This is a genomic window from Pseudomonas sp. B7, from assembly GCF_016735645.1.
In the GTDB taxonomy this organism is placed as follows: Bacteria; Pseudomonadota; Gammaproteobacteria; order Pseudomonadales; family Pseudomonadaceae; genus Aquipseudomonas; species Aquipseudomonas glycinae.
Map to the genome: position 1 here is coordinate 474,382 of NZ_JAERRE010000003.1, position 14,116 is coordinate 488,497.

The 14,116-nt window shown below is 63.2% G+C and carries 14 protein-coding genes; 8 read left to right on the forward strand and 6 right to left on the reverse strand.

The genetic code is table 11. The annotated features are described in order from the left end of the window. Positions 1–9 precede the first annotated feature (9 nt). From JKA62_RS10655 to hemN, 5 genes are all read left to right on the forward strand, one after another. Complete coding sequence (locus JKA62_RS10655; protein WP_011333283.1) at positions 10–549, forward strand: FixH family protein; 540 nt, start codon at positions 10–12, stop codon at positions 547–549. Positions 550–762: 213 nt separating this feature from the next. Further along, positions 763–3,213, forward strand: a complete 2,451-nt coding sequence (locus tag JKA62_RS10660; RefSeq protein ID WP_011333282.1) for a heavy metal translocating P-type ATPase — start codon at positions 763–765, stop codon at positions 3,211–3,213. Between the two features lie 22 nt (positions 3,214–3,235). Next, positions 3,236–3,448 (forward strand): cbb3-type cytochrome oxidase assembly protein CcoS, encoded by a 213-nt coding sequence (ccoS, locus tag JKA62_RS10665; protein ID WP_007951659.1) that lies wholly within the window; start codon positions 3,236–3,238, stop codon positions 3,446–3,448. Further along, on the forward strand, positions 3,441–4,124 hold the full coding sequence (locus tag JKA62_RS10670) for a sulfite exporter TauE/SafE family protein (protein WP_011333281.1): 684 nt from the start codon (positions 3,441–3,443) through the stop codon (positions 4,122–4,124). The genes ccoS and JKA62_RS10670 overlap by 8 nt, the downstream gene beginning before the upstream one ends. 82 nt (positions 4,125–4,206) lie before the next feature. Then, the gene (gene hemN / locus JKA62_RS10675; protein WP_201817746.1) at positions 4,207–5,589 is read left to right on the forward strand and encodes an oxygen-independent coproporphyrinogen III oxidase; all 1,383 of its coding nucleotides are present in this window, start codon (positions 4,207–4,209) and stop codon (positions 5,587–5,589) included. Here the strand turns inward: hemN and JKA62_RS10680 are convergent. Then, complete coding sequence (locus JKA62_RS10680; protein ID WP_011333279.1) at positions 5,586–6,068, reverse strand: hypothetical protein; 483 nt, start codon at positions 6,066–6,068, stop codon at positions 5,586–5,588. The two genes, hemN and JKA62_RS10680, sit on opposite strands and share 4 nt — an antisense overlap. A gap of 155 nt (positions 6,069–6,223) precedes the next feature. On the opposite strand from JKA62_RS10680, the gene fnr reads away from it, so the two are divergent. Both fnr and JKA62_RS10690 read left to right on the forward strand, forming a co-directional pair. Beyond that, positions 6,224–6,958, forward strand: a complete 735-nt coding sequence (fnr, locus tag JKA62_RS10685; RefSeq protein ID WP_007951654.1) for a fumarate/nitrate reduction transcriptional regulator Fnr — start codon at positions 6,224–6,226, stop codon at positions 6,956–6,958. Between the two features lie 78 nt (positions 6,959–7,036). Further along, the gene (locus JKA62_RS10690) at positions 7,037–7,585 is read left to right on the forward strand and encodes an adenine phosphoribosyltransferase (RefSeq protein ID WP_003223345.1); all 549 of its coding nucleotides are present in this window, start codon (positions 7,037–7,039) and stop codon (positions 7,583–7,585) included. 58 nt (positions 7,586–7,643) lie between these two features. On the opposite strand, the gene JKA62_RS10695 is transcribed toward JKA62_RS10690, so the two are convergent. The 5 genes from JKA62_RS10695 to dnaX form a co-directional block, all read right to left on the reverse strand. Further along, positions 7,644–8,792 carry an acyl-CoA dehydrogenase family protein gene (locus JKA62_RS10695; RefSeq protein ID WP_011333278.1) on the reverse strand — a complete coding sequence of 383 codons (1,149 nt, stop codon included), beginning with the start codon at positions 8,790–8,792 and terminating at the stop codon, positions 7,644–7,646. Between the two features lie 71 nt (positions 8,793–8,863). Continuing rightward, positions 8,864–9,466, reverse strand: coding sequence for a recombination mediator RecR (recR, locus tag JKA62_RS10700; RefSeq protein WP_007951652.1), 603 nt, complete (start codon positions 9,464–9,466; stop codon positions 8,864–8,866). A 66-nt stretch (positions 9,467–9,532) separates the two neighbouring features. After that, the gene (locus JKA62_RS10705; RefSeq protein WP_201817747.1) at positions 9,533–10,567 is read right to left on the reverse strand and encodes an NADP-dependent oxidoreductase; all 1,035 of its coding nucleotides are present in this window, start codon (positions 10,565–10,567) and stop codon (positions 9,533–9,535) included. 148 nt (positions 10,568–10,715) lie between these two features. After that, the gene (locus JKA62_RS10710) at positions 10,716–11,054 is read right to left on the reverse strand and encodes a YbaB/EbfC family nucleoid-associated protein (protein ID WP_007951650.1); all 339 of its coding nucleotides are present in this window, start codon (positions 11,052–11,054) and stop codon (positions 10,716–10,718) included. A gap of 67 nt (positions 11,055–11,121) precedes the next feature. Next, positions 11,122–13,212 carry a DNA polymerase III subunit gamma/tau gene (gene dnaX, locus JKA62_RS10715; protein ID WP_011333276.1) on the reverse strand — a complete coding sequence of 697 codons (2,091 nt, stop codon included), beginning with the start codon at positions 13,210–13,212 and terminating at the stop codon, positions 11,122–11,124. 145 nt (positions 13,213–13,357) lie between these two features. Here dnaX and JKA62_RS10720 point away from each other — a divergent pair, with 145 nt between their 5' ends. After that, a complete protein-coding gene (locus JKA62_RS10720; RefSeq protein WP_201817748.1) occupies positions 13,358–14,107 on the forward strand; it encodes a substrate-binding periplasmic protein in 750 nt (249 codons plus the stop codon). Positions 14,108–14,116 lie beyond the last annotated feature (9 nt).

Consider the following 14,116-nt stretch of genomic DNA (forward strand, 5'->3'; position numbering starts at 1 on the left):
GAACTGAACATGCCCGCAGCAAACGCCGCAAGTCCCTGGTACAAGCACCTTTGGCCATGGATCATCATCGGGATTCTGGCCTGTTCGGTGACCCTGACGCTGTCCATGGTGACCATCGCGGTGAACAACCCGGACAACCTGGTCAACGACAACTACTACGAGGCCGGCAAAGGCATCAACCGTTCGCTGGATCGCGAGCTGCTGGCGCAGACCCTGAAGATGCGCGCGGCCGTGCATCTGGATGACGTCACTGGCGAGGTCGACCTGCGTCTGAGCGGCGACAGCCAGCCTAAGACCCTGGAACTGAACCTGATCTCGCCGACCCAGCCGGAGAAGGATCGCAAGATCGTCCTGGCCCGCAGCGAGACTGAAACCGGCCGCTACATCGGCCAGTTGAGCGACAAGATCGAAGGCCGGCGTTTTGTGGAGTTGCTGGGCACTCAGGATGATCACGTGTGGCGGATGTTCGAGGAAGAACTGGTCAGCCATGAGAAGGATTTGTTGCTGGGTGATGAACCGCTGCAGGGCGCCGAGGATTTGAAGAAGTAAGCAGCCTGCAAGTGCCCCCTCACCCTGGCCCTCTCCCCCTGGAGAGGGAACTGATCTCGGACGCTTGCACGCGCCATGTATGCCAGTGACGATGTCGCTGACTGAACCCACTTTTCCGGCTCACATCAATCGGCCCCCTCTCCCTCTGGGAGAGGGCTGGGGTGAGGGCAAGCGGACCACTCGATTCCAAGGGTTTATCCCCTCGACAATGCCATGACCACCCCGATCCCCTGCTACCACTGCGCCCTGCCCGTCCCGTCCGGCAGCCGCTTCACCGCCGTCGTGCTCGGGGAGTCCCGCGAGTTCTGCTGCCCCGGCTGTCAGGCCGTGGCCGAAGCCATCGTCGCCGGTGGTCTGGAAAGCTATTACCAGCATCGCAGCGAAGCCTCGGCCAACCCCGAAGCGCTGCCGGTGCAACTGGTCGATGAGCTTGAGCTGTACGACCGCGCCGATGTGCAGCAACCGTTTGTGCGCCACGAAGGTGAACTGGCCGAAACCACGTTGCTGATGGAAGGCATCAGTTGCGCCGCCTGCGGCTGGCTGATCGAGAAACACCTGCGCACCCTGCCCGCCGTGGCCGAGGCGCGGCTGAACCTGTCCAATCATCGCCTGCATGTGCGCTGGGCTGACGCTCAGCTGCCACTGAGCCAGATCCTCGGCGAACTGCGCCACATCGGCTACGCCGCGCACCCGTATCAGGCCGACCGCGCGAGCGAACAACTGGCCAGCGAAAACCGTCTCGCCCTGCGCCAACTCGGGGTCGCCGGGCTGCTGTGGTTTCAGGCGATGATGGCGACCATGGCGACCTGGCCGGAATTCAACATCGACCTCAGCCCGGAGTTGCACACCATCCTGCGCTGGGTCGCGCTGTTCCTCACCACGCCGATCGTGTTCTACAGCTGCGCGCCGTTTTTCAAAGGGGCCATGCGCGACTTGCGCACCCGTCATCTGACCATGGATGTCTCGGTGTCGCTGGCGATCGGCGCAGCGTATGTCGCCGGAATCTGGACCTCTATTACCGGGGTTGGCGAGCTGTATTTCGATGCGGTGGGCATGTTCGCGCTGTTCCTGCTCGCCGGCCGCTACCTCGAACGCCGCGCCCGCGAGCGCACCGCTGCCGCCACCGCGCAACTGGTCAATCTGCTGCCCGCCTCGTGCCTGCGCCTCGACGACGCCGGCCAGAGCGAGCGGATCCTGCTCAGCGAACTGCGCCTCGGTGACCGGGTACTGGTGCAGCCCGGTTCGGTGCTGCCGGCGGACGGCAAGATCCTTGATGGCCAGTCGAGCATCGACGAATCGGTGCTGACCGGCGAATACCTGCCGCAACCGCGTGCCAAGGGCGATGCCGTCACCGCTGGCACGCTGAACGTGGAAGGTGCGCTGACCGTCGAGGTGCAGGCGCTGGGTCAGGACACGCGACTCTCGGCGATCGTCCGCCTGCTGGATCGCGCCCAGGCGGAAAAACCACGGCTGGCGGAAATCGCCGACCGCGCCGCGCAATGGTTCCTGTTGCTGTCGTTGATCGCGGCGGCCGCCATCGGCTTACTGTGGTGGGAACTGGATTCGTCACGGGCCTTCTGGATCGTCCTCGCCATGCTGGTGGCGACCTGCCCGTGCGCGCTGTCGCTGGCGACACCGACCGCCCTCACCGCCGCCACCGGCACCCTGCACAAACTCGGCCTGCTGCTGACCCGCGGCCATGTGCTGGAAGGCCTGAACCAGATCGACACGGTGATTTTCGACAAGACCGGCACCCTCACCGAGGGGCGTCTGGTATTGCGCTCGATCCGCCCGCTCGGCGCCCTCGACAACGATCATTGCCTGAGCCTCGCCGCCGCCCTGGAAAACCGTTCCGAACACCCGATTGCCCGCGCCTTCGGCCGCGCGCCGCTGGCTGCCGAAGATGTCCACAGCACGCCGGGCCTGGGGCTTGAAGGGTTGGTTGGCGAACAACGCTTGCGCATCGGCCAGGCGGATTTTGTCTGTGATCTCAGCGGCGCGCCGGTGCCATCGATGCCGAACGAGCCGGGTCAATGGCTGCTGCTCGGTAACCGTCAGGGGCCGCTGGCCTGGTTCGCCCTCGACGACCGTCTGCGCGACGACGCCCCGGCCCTGCTCGCGGCGTGCAAGGCGCGCGGCTGGCGCACGCTGCTGCTGTCGGGCGACAGTTCGCCAATGGTCGCCAGTGTCGCCGCCGAACTGGGCATCGACGAGGCCCGTGGCGGCTTGCGTCCGGACGACAAGTTGCAAGTGCTGCAACAACTGCACAGGAACGGCCGCAAGGTGTTGATGCTCGGCGACGGGGTCAACGACGTGCCGGTACTGGCCGCTGCGGACATCAGCGTGGCCATGGGTTCGGCCACCGATCTGGCAAAAACCAGTGCCGACGCGGTGTTGCTGTCCAACCGTCTCGACGCCTTGGTACAAGCCTTCACGCTGGCCCGCCGCACTCGCCGGGTGATCATCGAGAACCTGTTGTGGGCCGCGCTGTACAATGGCCTCATGTTGCCGTTCGCCGCCCTCGGCTGGATCACTCCGGTGTGGGCCGCCGTCGGCATGTCGATCAGTTCGCTGACCGTGGTGCTCAACGCCCTGCGCCTGACTCGCCTGCCGAGCGCGCCGGCCGTCAGCGCCACGTCAGAAACCCGCCCGCTGCCGGCCTGAACCGCGCGGGCATGGAGTACAGATGCCAGCTCTCTACGTGATGATTCCGGCCGCGCTGCTGATCGTGGCCATCGCCGTCTACATCTTCTTCTGGGCGGTGGACAGCGGCCAGTACGACGACCTCGACGGCCCGGCCCACAGCATCCTGTTCGACGACCAGGACCCGAACCACACCGCCGCTGTGGACGAAGCCAACCCGGCCAAACCGGACGACAAGGCGCCACCCCATGCTTGAACTGGCGCCACTGCTGGTGTCTGCGTTGATTCTCGGCCTGCTCGGCGGCGGGCATTGCCTGGGCATGTGCGGCGGTCTGATGGGCGCGCTGACTCTGGCGATTCCCAAGGAACAACGCAGCCGACGCTTTCGATTGCTGCTGGCTTATAACCTCGGGCGAATTCTCAGCTATGCCACGGCCGGTCTGCTGATCGGTCTTGCTGGATGGGCCGTAGCCAACAGCCCTGCCGCATTGTTCATGCGGGTTCTGGCCGGGTTGCTGCTGATCGCCATGGGCCTGTATCTGGCGGGCTGGTGGAGCGGCCTGACCCGCATCGAAAGCCTCGGTCGCGGACTGTGGCGTTACATTCAACCTGTCGCCAATCGTCTGCTGCCGGTGTCGAGCCTGCCCCGCGCCCTGCTGCTTGGCGCGCTGTGGGGCTGGCTGCCGTGCGGGCTGGTTTACAGCACGTTGTTGTGGTCGGCCAGCCAGGGCAATGCACTCGACAGCGCCTTACTGATGCTGGCCTTCGGCCTCGGCACCTGGCCGGTATTACTGGCGACCGGCCTCGCGGCCGAGCGTGTAACGACACTGTTGCGCAAACGCAGCGTGCGCATGGCCGGCGGCTTGCTGGTGATCCTGTTCGGCATCTGGACCCTGCCGGGGCCGCACCAGCACTGGCTGATGGGCCACTGATCCCGTTGATGCAAATCAAGATGCCTTTTCGCGCCCTCCCCTAGACTCGGCACACTGCCAGCCTATCCGGGGGAATGCCCGCATGCTCGACGCCATTCGTTGGGACACCGATTTGATCCGCCGCTACGACCTGGCGGGGCCGCGCTACACCTCGTACCCGACGGCCGTGCAATTTCACAGTCAGGTCGGCACCTTCGACCTGTTTCACGCCCTGCGCGACAGCCGCAAGGCCCTGCGCCCGCTGTCGCTGTACGTGCACGTGCCGTTCTGCGCGAACATTTGCTACTACTGCGCCTGCAACAAGGTCATCACCAAGGATCGCGGCCGCGCGTTGCCTTATCTGCAACGGCTCGAGCAGGAAATCCAATTGATCGCCTGCCACCTCGACCCGGCGCAGAAAGTCGAGCAACTGCACTTCGGCGGCGGCACGCCGACCTTTCTCAGCCACGATGAATTGCGGCAGTTGATGGCGCACCTGCGCAAGCACTTCAATCTGCTGGACGATGATTCTGGCGACTACGGCATCGAAATCGACCCGCGCGAAGCCGACTGGTCGACCATGGGCCTGCTGCGGGAACTGGGCTTCAACCGGGTCAGCATCGGCCTGCAGGATCTCGACCCGGCGGTGCAGCGGGCGGTCAATCGCCTGCAAAGCCTGGAAGAAACCCGCGCGGTGATCGACGCGGCGCGGACCCTGCAATTTCGCTCGATCAACATCGACCTGATTTACGGCCTGCCCAAACAGACCCCGGACAAGTTCGCCCGCACCGTCGAGGAAGTCATCAGCCTGCAACCGGACCGGCTCTCGGTGTTCAACTACGCGCACCTGCCGGAACGCTTCATGCCGCAGCGGCGGATCAACGGCAACGAACTGCCGAGCCCGGCGCAGAAACTGGAAATGCTGCAACGCACCATCGAACAACTGACCGCCGCCGGCTACCGCTACATCGGCATGGACCACTTCGCCCTGCCCGACGATGAACTGGCGATTGCTCAGGAAGAGTCGACCCTGCAACGCAATTTCCAGGGCTACACCACCCACGGCCATTGCGACTTGATCGGCCTGGGCGTGTCGGCCATCAGCCAGATCGGCGACCTGTACTGCCAGAACAGCAGCGACCTCAATCACTACCAGAACACCCTCGCCGGCGCGCAACTGGCCACCAGCCGGGGCCTGGTGTGCAACGCCGACGATCGCCTGCGCCGCGCGGTAATTCAGCAACTGATCTGCAACTTCAGCCTGGATTTCGCCGAGATCGAGCGCAGTTTCAACATCGATTTTCAGGGCTACTTCGGCGCGCTCTGGCCGCAATTGCAGGGCATGGCGCAGGACGGGTTGATCGAACTGGATCGCGAGCGCATCACCGTGCTACCGGCCGGGCGCCTGCTGGTACGTTCGGTGTGCATGGTGTTCGACGCGTATCTGGAGCAGCAGAACCGCCAGCGTTTTTCGCGGGTGATCTAGCTCTTCATCAGCAGCGAGTTGGTTTTCAGGTTCTGGTCAGCGGTCAGGCTCGACTGGTCGATGACCTTGGCCAGGGACAGATTGGCAGTAATCAGGCCGTTGTTGAGGGAGGAGATGGCGCCTTTGAGGGCAGCGATCTTGGCGAACCGCTCTTCGTTGGAAAGGGTCTTGTTGGCCATCAGCGCGTTGATCTGGGCGTTCTTTTCGGCGATCTGCTGGCGAAACTTGCGAATCATCTTCAGCAATTGCTGGACGTTCTCCGGCAGGCCACTTTCTTCGATATCGCGGTTTTTCCCGCCGGCACCGGCGGATTTTGCAATGGCGGCACCGGACAGCGACACTTTGACGCCCTCGACCAAGGTCGGGCTTCCCAAAGACGACGCGTCTGTGCCGGACTCATCGGCAACGGAGGTTTCAGCACTTTCCAGCAACGACGCAACGCCACTGTTACCGGGGGTCAGCGTACCAATAGCAGTCATCGAAGCGGTTCCTTGCATGCCGTCAGATACCTGTTTATCGGCCGTCATCCCTGCGGCTTTATGCCGAGGGGGCAATCTCGCCCCAAGCTGGCCTGAATGTCCTCCGCTGGGTTACCCTTACGCCTTATGTGTGTTTTCCCACAAGGATCCAAGAAATGTCCGAGCCAGTTAAACTGCGCGCTCACAACCAGGCTAATTGCAAGGATTGCAGCCTGGCCCCTCTCTGCCTGCCACTTTCGCTGAATCTGGAAGACATGGATGCGCTGGACGAAATCGTTAAACGTGGCCGCCCGTTGAAAAAGGGTGAGTTCCTGTTCCGTCAGGGCGATACCTTCGATTCCGTTTATGCAGTACGCTCCGGCGCCCTCAAGACCTTCAGCCTGAGCGACACCGGCGAAGAGCAACTGACCGGCTTCCACCTGCCGAGCGAACTGGTCGGGCTGTCCGGCATGGACACCGAGAAACACCCGGTCTCCGCCCAGGCGCTGGAAACCACTTCGGTCTGCGAGATTCCGTTCGAACGCCTCGACGAACTGGCCCTGCAATTGCCGCAGCTGCGCCGTCAGTTGATGCGTGTGATGAGCCGCGAAATTCGCGACGACCAGCAAATGATGTTGCTGCTGTCGAAGAAAACCGCCGACGAGCGCATCGCCACCTTCCTGGTCAACCTGTCGGCGCGTTTCCGCGCTCGCGGCTTCTCGGCCAACCAGTTCCGCCTGAGCATGTCGCGCAATGAAATCGGCAACTACCTGGGGCTGGCGGTGGAAACCGTGTCCCGGGTCTTCACCCGCTTCCAACAGAACGAACTGATCGCCGCCGAGGGCAAGGAAATCCATATTCTCGACCCGATCCAGCTCTGTGCCCTGGCCGGCGGCTCGCTCGAAGTCTGATCTCGACCCGCGGCCGAGCGTATCGTTTCAGCCGCGGGTATACTGCGCCGTTTGCAGCCCTGCCAGGACACCTCGACGATGGTCTTCGACTCCTTCGACATCAAATCCCTGATCCGCCCCGTGATCGACTTCCCGAAACCGGGCGTGATCTTTCGCGACATCACCCCGCTGTTCCAGTCGCCCAAGGCCCTGCGCCTGGTGATGGACAGCTTCGCCCACCGCTATGTTGAAGCCGACTTCACCCACATCGGCGCGATGGATGCGCGTGGTTTCCTGATCGGTTCGGTGCTGGCTTATCAACTGAACAAGCCGCTGGTGCTGTTCCGCAAGCAAGGCAAACTGCCGGCGGACGTGCTGGCCGAAGGTTACGCGACCGAGTACGGCGAAGCGTTCCTCGAAGTGCACGCCGACAGCCTGTGCGAAGGCGATTCGGTGGTGATGTTCGATGACCTGATCGCCACCGGCGGCACGCTGATCGCGGCGGCCAACCTGATCCGCCGCATGGGCGCCCGCGTTCATGAAGCGGCGGCGATCATTGATCTGCCGGAGCTGGGTGGTTCGCAGCGTCTTGAGGACATGGGGATTCCGACGTTCTGCCTGACGCAGTTTGCGTTGACTGATAAATAATCAGCCCCGCGCCTCGATCGTTCCCACGCTCCGCGTGGGAACGATCAAACACCGAAGATTACAGTCCCATCTGCTTGCTGATGATCTCGTTCATCACTTCCCGCGTCCCGCCGCCAATCGACAAAATGCGGTTATCCCGATAAAGCCGCTCCACCAGGCTTTCGCGCACGTAACCCAGCCCACCGAGAATCTGCACCGCTTCATTGGTGATGCGATCCGAAGTGTCCGTGGCAAAGTTCTTGGCCATGGAAATCTCCTTGATCACGCTCTGCCCCGCCGCCATCTTCGCCGCCTGCCGGTAGGTGAACTCCCGCGAGACTTCCAGCGTCGTGGCCATTTCCGCGAGGCGATGCTTGATCACCTGGAACTTGCCGATGGGTTTGCCGAACGCTTCACGCTCCTTCGCCCACTTCACGCTCTCTTCCAGCGCCAGTTGTGCGGTCATGTTGGCCATCAGCGCCAGCGCCAGACGCTCGCTCTGAAAGTTGCCCATGATGCAGGCAAAGCCCATGTTCTCCGCGCCAATCAGATTTCCTACAGGCACCCGGCAATCGTCGAAGAACAATTCAGCGGTGTCTGACGCCCACCAGCCCATTTTCTTCAGTTGCCGGCCGACAGTGAAACCTGGCGTACTCTTCTCGATCAGCAGCAGGCTGATGCCGCCAAAACCAGGCGCACCGGTACGTACCGCGACCGTGTAGTAGTCGGCGCGTACCCCACTGGTGATGAAGGTTTTGCTGCCACTGACCCGGTAATAATCGCCATCGCGTACGGCGCGGGTCTGCAGGTTGGCGACGTCGGAACCGCCGCCCGGCTCGGTGACGGCCAAGGCGCTGATCTTCTCGCCGCGGAGCACTTGGGGGACGACGCAATCGCGGACTTCGGGCCGGGCCCATTTGACGATCGGCGGCAAACCGATATCCAGCGAACCGAGCCCTGCCACCAGCCCGCCGGAGCCGCAACGCATCAGTTCTTCGCTGGCGGCGATCTTGGCGAACAGATCACCTTCGTGACTGCCGCCCAGCGCTTCGGGGTAACCGATGCCGAGGATGCCGGCCGCGCCGGCCTTGAGGTACAGCTCACGGGGAAAGTTTTCGGCTTCTTCCCACGCATCGATATCCGGCAGGATCTCGCGTTCGACGAAACGACTGACGCTGTCGCGGACCATTTGGTGGCTGGGATCGAAGTATTCCTGGAAGGCGGGCATCGGCGAACTCCATGGAAGGGTTCGCCGAACTTAACCGAGCGCTTGCTTGGTTTTCAACAGAATTGTGTGGCTCAGAGGGAAATCGGCTTGCGCCCGGCAAACGAGTGAGCCAGCGTGCCGCCGTCCACCAGCTCCAGTTCGCCGCCCAACGGCACGCCGTGGGCGATGCGCGAGGCGATCAGGCCTTTGTTCTGCAGCAACTGGGCGATGTAGTGGGCGGTTGCTTCACCCTCCACGGTCGGGTTGGTGGCGAGGATGACTTCGGTGAAGGTGCCCGCCTCTTCGATCCGCGCCATCAATTGCGGAATGCCGATGGCTTCCGGGCCCAGGCCGTCCAGCGGCGATAGGTGCCCCTTGAGCACGAAGTAGCGACCACGGAAGCCGGTCTGCTCGACCGCGTAGACGTCCATCGGCCCTTCCACCACGCACAGTAGCGTGTCGTCGCGACGGGTGTCGGCGCATTGCGGGCACAGATCGTCTTCGGTCAACGTGCGGCACTGGCGGCAGTGTCCGACCCCTTCCATGGCTTGGCTCAAGGCCTGGGCCAGGCGCGTACCGCCGCTGCGGTCACGTTCGAGCAACTGCAACGCCATACGCTGGGCAGTTTTCTGACCCACGCCCGGCAAAGTTCGCAGGGCGTCGATCAGTTGGCGAATCAAAGGGCTGAAGCTCATGGGGAAAAAGTCCGACAAAACAACGAGACGCGGTTTATACCCGCGCCTCCGGCCAGCGTCAAATCCTCAGTCCTGGGCGACCTTCACCACCAGTTTGCCGAAGTTGCGCCCCTCCAGCAGCCCGATAAACGCTTGCGGCGCCTGCTCCAGGCCCTCGACCACGTCCTCGCGGAATTTCACCTTGCCGTCGCGCACCCACGGCACCATGGCGCTGATGAATTCCGGCTGACGGTCGCCGTAGTCGTCAAACACGATAAAGCCCTGAATCCGTACGCGCTTGGTCAGCAAGGTCCGTTGCAAGGCGGGCAAACGATCAGGGCCTTTCGGCGCTTCCGAGGCGTTGTAGCCGGCGATCAGGCCGCACAGCGGGATCCGCGCCTTGGAATTGAGCAGCGGCACGACGGCATCAAAGACGTGACCACCGACGTTTTCGTAATAGATGTCGATGCCATCGGGACAGGCTTTGGCCAGTTGCTCGGCGAAGTCCGGTGCCTTGTGATCGATACAGGCGTCGAAGCCCAGTTCCTCGACCACGTATTTGCATTTCTCGGCACCACCGGCCACGCCGACGGCGCGCAGGCCTTTTATCTTCGCCACCTGGCCGACCACCGAGCCCACTGCGCCGGAGGCGGCGGCGACCACAAGGGTCTCCCCTTCTTTTGGCTGGCCGATGTCCATCAAACCCATGTAAGCGGTCATGCCGGGCATGCCCAGAACGCCGAGCGCCATCGACGGGCTCGCCAGGCCCGACGGAATCGGGATGATGTTGCGGCCATCGCTGATGCTGTGGCTTTGCCAACCAGTGGCACCGACCACCAGATCGCCGGGATGGAATTTCGGATGACGCGACTGTTCGACCCGGCTGACAGCCCCGCCGGTCATCACCTCGCCGATTTGTACCGGCGCCGCGTAGGACGGCGCGTCACTCATGCGCCCGCGCATGTAGGGATCGAGCGACAGGTACAGGGTCTTGAGCAACACCTGGCCGTCTTCAAGGTCCGGCAGCGCCTCGCGCTCCAGACGGAAGTTCTCGGGCGTCGGCGCACCCACCGGCCGCGAGGCCAGCACGAAGCGTTGATTGAGGGTCAGTGGGTCAGACATGTCAGCATCTCCTTTGAAGGGTGAATTCGGTGGTATAGGGAGCAGACCGTTGCAGCTATTGCGCGTTCGATGTTTCGTCAGCCGGAAACAAAAATGCCAGGCGCGATGCCTGGCATTTTTTGTAGCTCATCCAACCCGCAAAGGCGAATCAGAACGGCAGTTTCATACCGGCCGGCAGGTTCATGCCGGCGGTCATGCTGCCCATTTTCGCCTGGCTGTTGGCTTCGATCTGACGCACGGCGGCGTTGACGGCAGCGGCCACCAGATCCTCGACCACTTCGCGGTCATCTTCGTCCAGGCCCGGCAGTACGCTCGGGTCGATGCTGACTTTTTTCACGTCATGACGACCGGTCATCACCACGGTGACCAGATCGCCACCGGCTTTGCCAGTGACTTCGGCGTTGGCCAGTTCTTCCTGCATCTTGGCCATTTTTTCCTGCATCTGCTGCGCCTGCTTCATCAGGCCGGCCATGCCACCTTTCATCATGGGAATCACCTCAAAAGTACTTGGATCAAAACAGCGCCCGGCCAGACAGGCCGGACGCCCTCAGTTATTAGCCCTGACTGACCAGGGCGTCGACAGGTTCAATAGTATCGTGTCGCACGACCGCACCGAACTGTTGGACCATCTGCTGGATGAACGGATCGCCGTGGATCGATTCCTCCGCCTCGCGCTGACGGTTGGCACGGCGCCGGGACGCCGCCTGGGCAGGAGTTTCCTGCTCGGGCTTGATCAGCTCGATGGTCAGGGTCAGCGTGCGCCCGTGGAACTGGTTCAGCGCATCGTTCAGACGACGCTGCTGGGTGGCGTTGAACAAGGCGCTGTGGGCCGGGTCCAGGTGCATCAGCCAGTTGTCGCCATCGACTGCGATCAGCGTGCAGTTGGCGGCGATGCTGCCGGTCATCCCGGAGATCGGCAGTTGCGGGAACAGCTCCAGCCATTGCAGGGCCAGACCGGTGGCCGGCGCGGCGGCGGGTTCCGGCTCGGGCTCGGGAGCCGGTTCTGCGGCGTGTTCGCTGGCCAGATCGTCGAGGTAACTGTAGGCCGAATCCATGTCCGGCTCGATGTAATCCTCGTCGAGCGGCGGCTCGTCGTCCATGTCCATGCCCGGTGTGGCGGCATCGACGTCGGCCACTGATGGCTCGGGGATCGGCGCGGCGGCCCACTCCGGCGCGTCCGGTACGACGCTGTCCGGAGTCGGCAGCGGCATGGGCGGCAGGTCAGGCTGTTCGGCGGTGGTTTCCAGCACCGGTTCTACCGCTGGCTGCTGCACAGGCGCCGGCTCTACCGGGTCATTCCACGGCAGATCGACGACTTCTTCGACGGCGACCGGCTCGGGCTCGGCCTCGGGCTCAGGAACGGGTTCAGGCGCAATCACCGGGGCAACCGGTGCAGGCTCGGGAGCCGGCGCAGGTGCAACCACCGGCGCTGGCGCCGGCGCAACAGCCACAGCAACTACCGGCGCAGGTTTCGGCGCGGCAGCCACTGAGTTTGCGGAATCAACTGTGGCCTGGCTGATCCCCACTGGCTTTAGCGGTTGCCTCGGGGCGTCCGCCGTGTCTGCTGGCCGGAAGGCCAGCATCCGCAGCAGCACCATCTCGAAACCGCCTCGCGGGTCCGGCGCCAGCGGCAAGTCGCGGCGACCGATCAGGCCCATCTGGTAATAGAACTGCACGTCTTCGGCCGGCAAGGCCTGGGCCAGTGCCAGCACCCGGTCACGGTCGCCGTGGCCGTTGTCGACACCTTCCGGCAAGGCCTGGGCGATGGCGACGCGGTGCAGCACGTTGAGAATTTCCGAGAGCACGCCGTTCCAGTCCGGCCCCTGTTCAGCGAGATGACGCACCGCTTCGAGCAACGCCTTGGCGTCGCCTTCGATCAGCGCGTGCAGCACGTCGTAGACCTGGCCGTGATCCAGCGTACCGAGCATCGCCCGCACGTCGGCGGCCAACACCTTGCCTTCACCGAAGGCGATGGCCTGGTCGGTCAGGCTCATGGCGTCACGCATCGAACCGTCGGCCGCGCGGCCGAGCAGCCACAGGGCGTCGTCTTCGAACGGGACATTTTCGGCGCCCAGAACGTGGGTCAGATGCTCGACGACCCGCTCAGGCGTCATGTTCTTCAGGGAGAACTGCAGGCAACGCGACAAAATCGTTGCCGGAAGTTTCTGCGGGTCGGTGGTCGCCAGGATGAACTTGACGTAGGGCGGCGGCTCTTCGAGGGTTTTGAGCAGCGCATTGAAGGAATGGCTGGAGAGCATGTGCACTTCGTCGATCAGGTAGACCTTGAAGCGCCCACGGCTCGGGGCGTACTGCACGTTGTCGAGCAGCTCGCGGGTGTCCTCGACCTTGGTCCGGCTCGCGGCGTCGATCTCGATCAGGTCGACGAAACGGCCTTCATCGATCTCGCGGCACACCGAACACTCGCCGCACGGGCTTGAAGTGATACCTGTTTCACAGTTCAGGCATTTGGCGATGATCCGCGCAATCGTGGTCTTGCCGACGCCCCGCGTACCCGTGAAGAGGTAGGCGTGGTGCAGGCGCTGGCTGTCCAAGGCATTGATCAGAGCCTTGAGCACATGGGTCTGGCCGACCATTTCGCGGAACGAGCGCGGACGCCATTTACGTGCAAGAACCTGATAACTCATCGAAAACCGTCGCGGCAAAGGAAGCAGAAGCGGCTAATGCTAGCGGAGCAAGGGCAAAATTGCATCCGGTGTGCTCGTCTATTCTGGCTAAGCTGCATGATCGAGGGCTTTTATCGGTTCGGGATCGGGAATTACCGGAGCGTTTATGCGGTGGGCCGTGGGGGCAATACTGGGAATCAGCCTGAGCGCGATGGCGTCGCAACCGCCGCTGCGCTTCGTGATTGCCGACAGCTGGGCGATGCCGATGGTGCAGATCGAACGCGGCCGTCCGACCCAGGGCATCCTCTACGACATGATGCTCAGCCTGGCGACCCAGGTCGGCATACCGGCGCAATTTCACGTCCTGCCCCGCGCCCGCGTGCAGAACGCCATGGAACATGGCGAAGTCGACGTGCGCTGCTATGCCGCGCAATCGTGGCTGCCGAACCAGTCCGGTGATTACATCTGGAGCATTCCGCTGCTGTTCCAGCGTGACCTGCTGATCAGCCGCCAGGACCAACCGCCCAGCGCTGATCCGGCCCACCTGCCCCGCCAGTCGATCGGCACCGTGCTTGGCTACAGCTACCCCACGCTGCAACCGATATTCGACGCCGATCGACTCTGGCGCGAAGACGCGCGCAACCAGGAGCAGGTGCTCGACAAACTGCTGGCCGGCCGCTATCGCTACGCCGTAAGCAATCAATGGACGCTGGACTGGTTCAATCAGCGCCTGCAGCCGGGGCAGCAGCTGCAAGCGGTGGCGGTGCTGCAGGAGCAGAAGGTCGGCTGCTATGTGCGCAATGATCCGAATGTGCCGGTGCAGCGGATATTGAGGACGTTGCTGCGGATGAAAATGTCGGGGGAGATTGATGACATTATCCGGTTGTATACCGGTAAGTCTGGCGGCGAGCCGTGAGCCAGACCC

What these genes read in the sequence shown, in the direction of transcription:
- JKA62_RS10655 (WP_011333283.1), top strand. Translation starts at nt 10, where the DNA reads ATGCCCGCAGCAAACGCCGCAAGTCCCTGGTACAAGCACCTTTGGCCA.
- JKA62_RS10660 (WP_011333282.1), top strand. Translation starts at nt 763, where the DNA reads ATGACCACCCCGATCCCCTGCTACCACTGCGCCCTGCCCGTCCCGTCC.
- ccoS (WP_007951659.1), top strand. Translation starts at nt 3,236, where the DNA reads ATGCCAGCTCTCTACGTGATGATTCCGGCCGCGCTGCTGATCGTGGCC.
- JKA62_RS10670 (WP_011333281.1), top strand. Translation starts at nt 3,441, where the DNA reads ATGCTTGAACTGGCGCCACTGCTGGTGTCTGCGTTGATTCTCGGCCTG.
- hemN (WP_201817746.1), top strand. Translation starts at nt 4,207, where the DNA reads ATGCTCGACGCCATTCGTTGGGACACCGATTTGATCCGCCGCTACGAC.
- JKA62_RS10680 (WP_011333279.1), bottom strand. Translation starts at nt 6,068, where the DNA reads ATGACTGCTATTGGTACGCTGACCCCCGGTAACAGTGGCGTTGCGTCG.
- fnr (WP_007951654.1), top strand. Translation starts at nt 6,224, where the DNA reads ATGTCCGAGCCAGTTAAACTGCGCGCTCACAACCAGGCTAATTGCAAG.
- JKA62_RS10690 (WP_003223345.1), top strand. Translation starts at nt 7,037, where the DNA reads ATGGTCTTCGACTCCTTCGACATCAAATCCCTGATCCGCCCCGTGATC.
- JKA62_RS10695 (WP_011333278.1), bottom strand. Translation starts at nt 8,792, where the DNA reads ATGCCCGCCTTCCAGGAATACTTCGATCCCAGCCACCAAATGGTCCGC.
- recR (WP_007951652.1), bottom strand. Translation starts at nt 9,466, where the DNA reads ATGAGCTTCAGCCCTTTGATTCGCCAACTGATCGACGCCCTGCGAACT.
- JKA62_RS10705 (WP_201817747.1), bottom strand. Translation starts at nt 10,567, where the DNA reads ATGTCTGACCCACTGACCCTCAATCAACGCTTCGTGCTGGCCTCGCGG.
- JKA62_RS10710 (WP_007951650.1), bottom strand. Translation starts at nt 11,054, where the DNA reads ATGATGAAAGGTGGCATGGCCGGCCTGATGAAGCAGGCGCAGCAGATG.
- dnaX (WP_011333276.1), bottom strand. Translation starts at nt 13,212, where the DNA reads ATGAGTTATCAGGTTCTTGCACGTAAATGGCGTCCGCGCTCGTTCCGC.
- JKA62_RS10720 (WP_201817748.1), top strand. Translation starts at nt 13,358, where the DNA reads ATGCGGTGGGCCGTGGGGGCAATACTGGGAATCAGCCTGAGCGCGATG.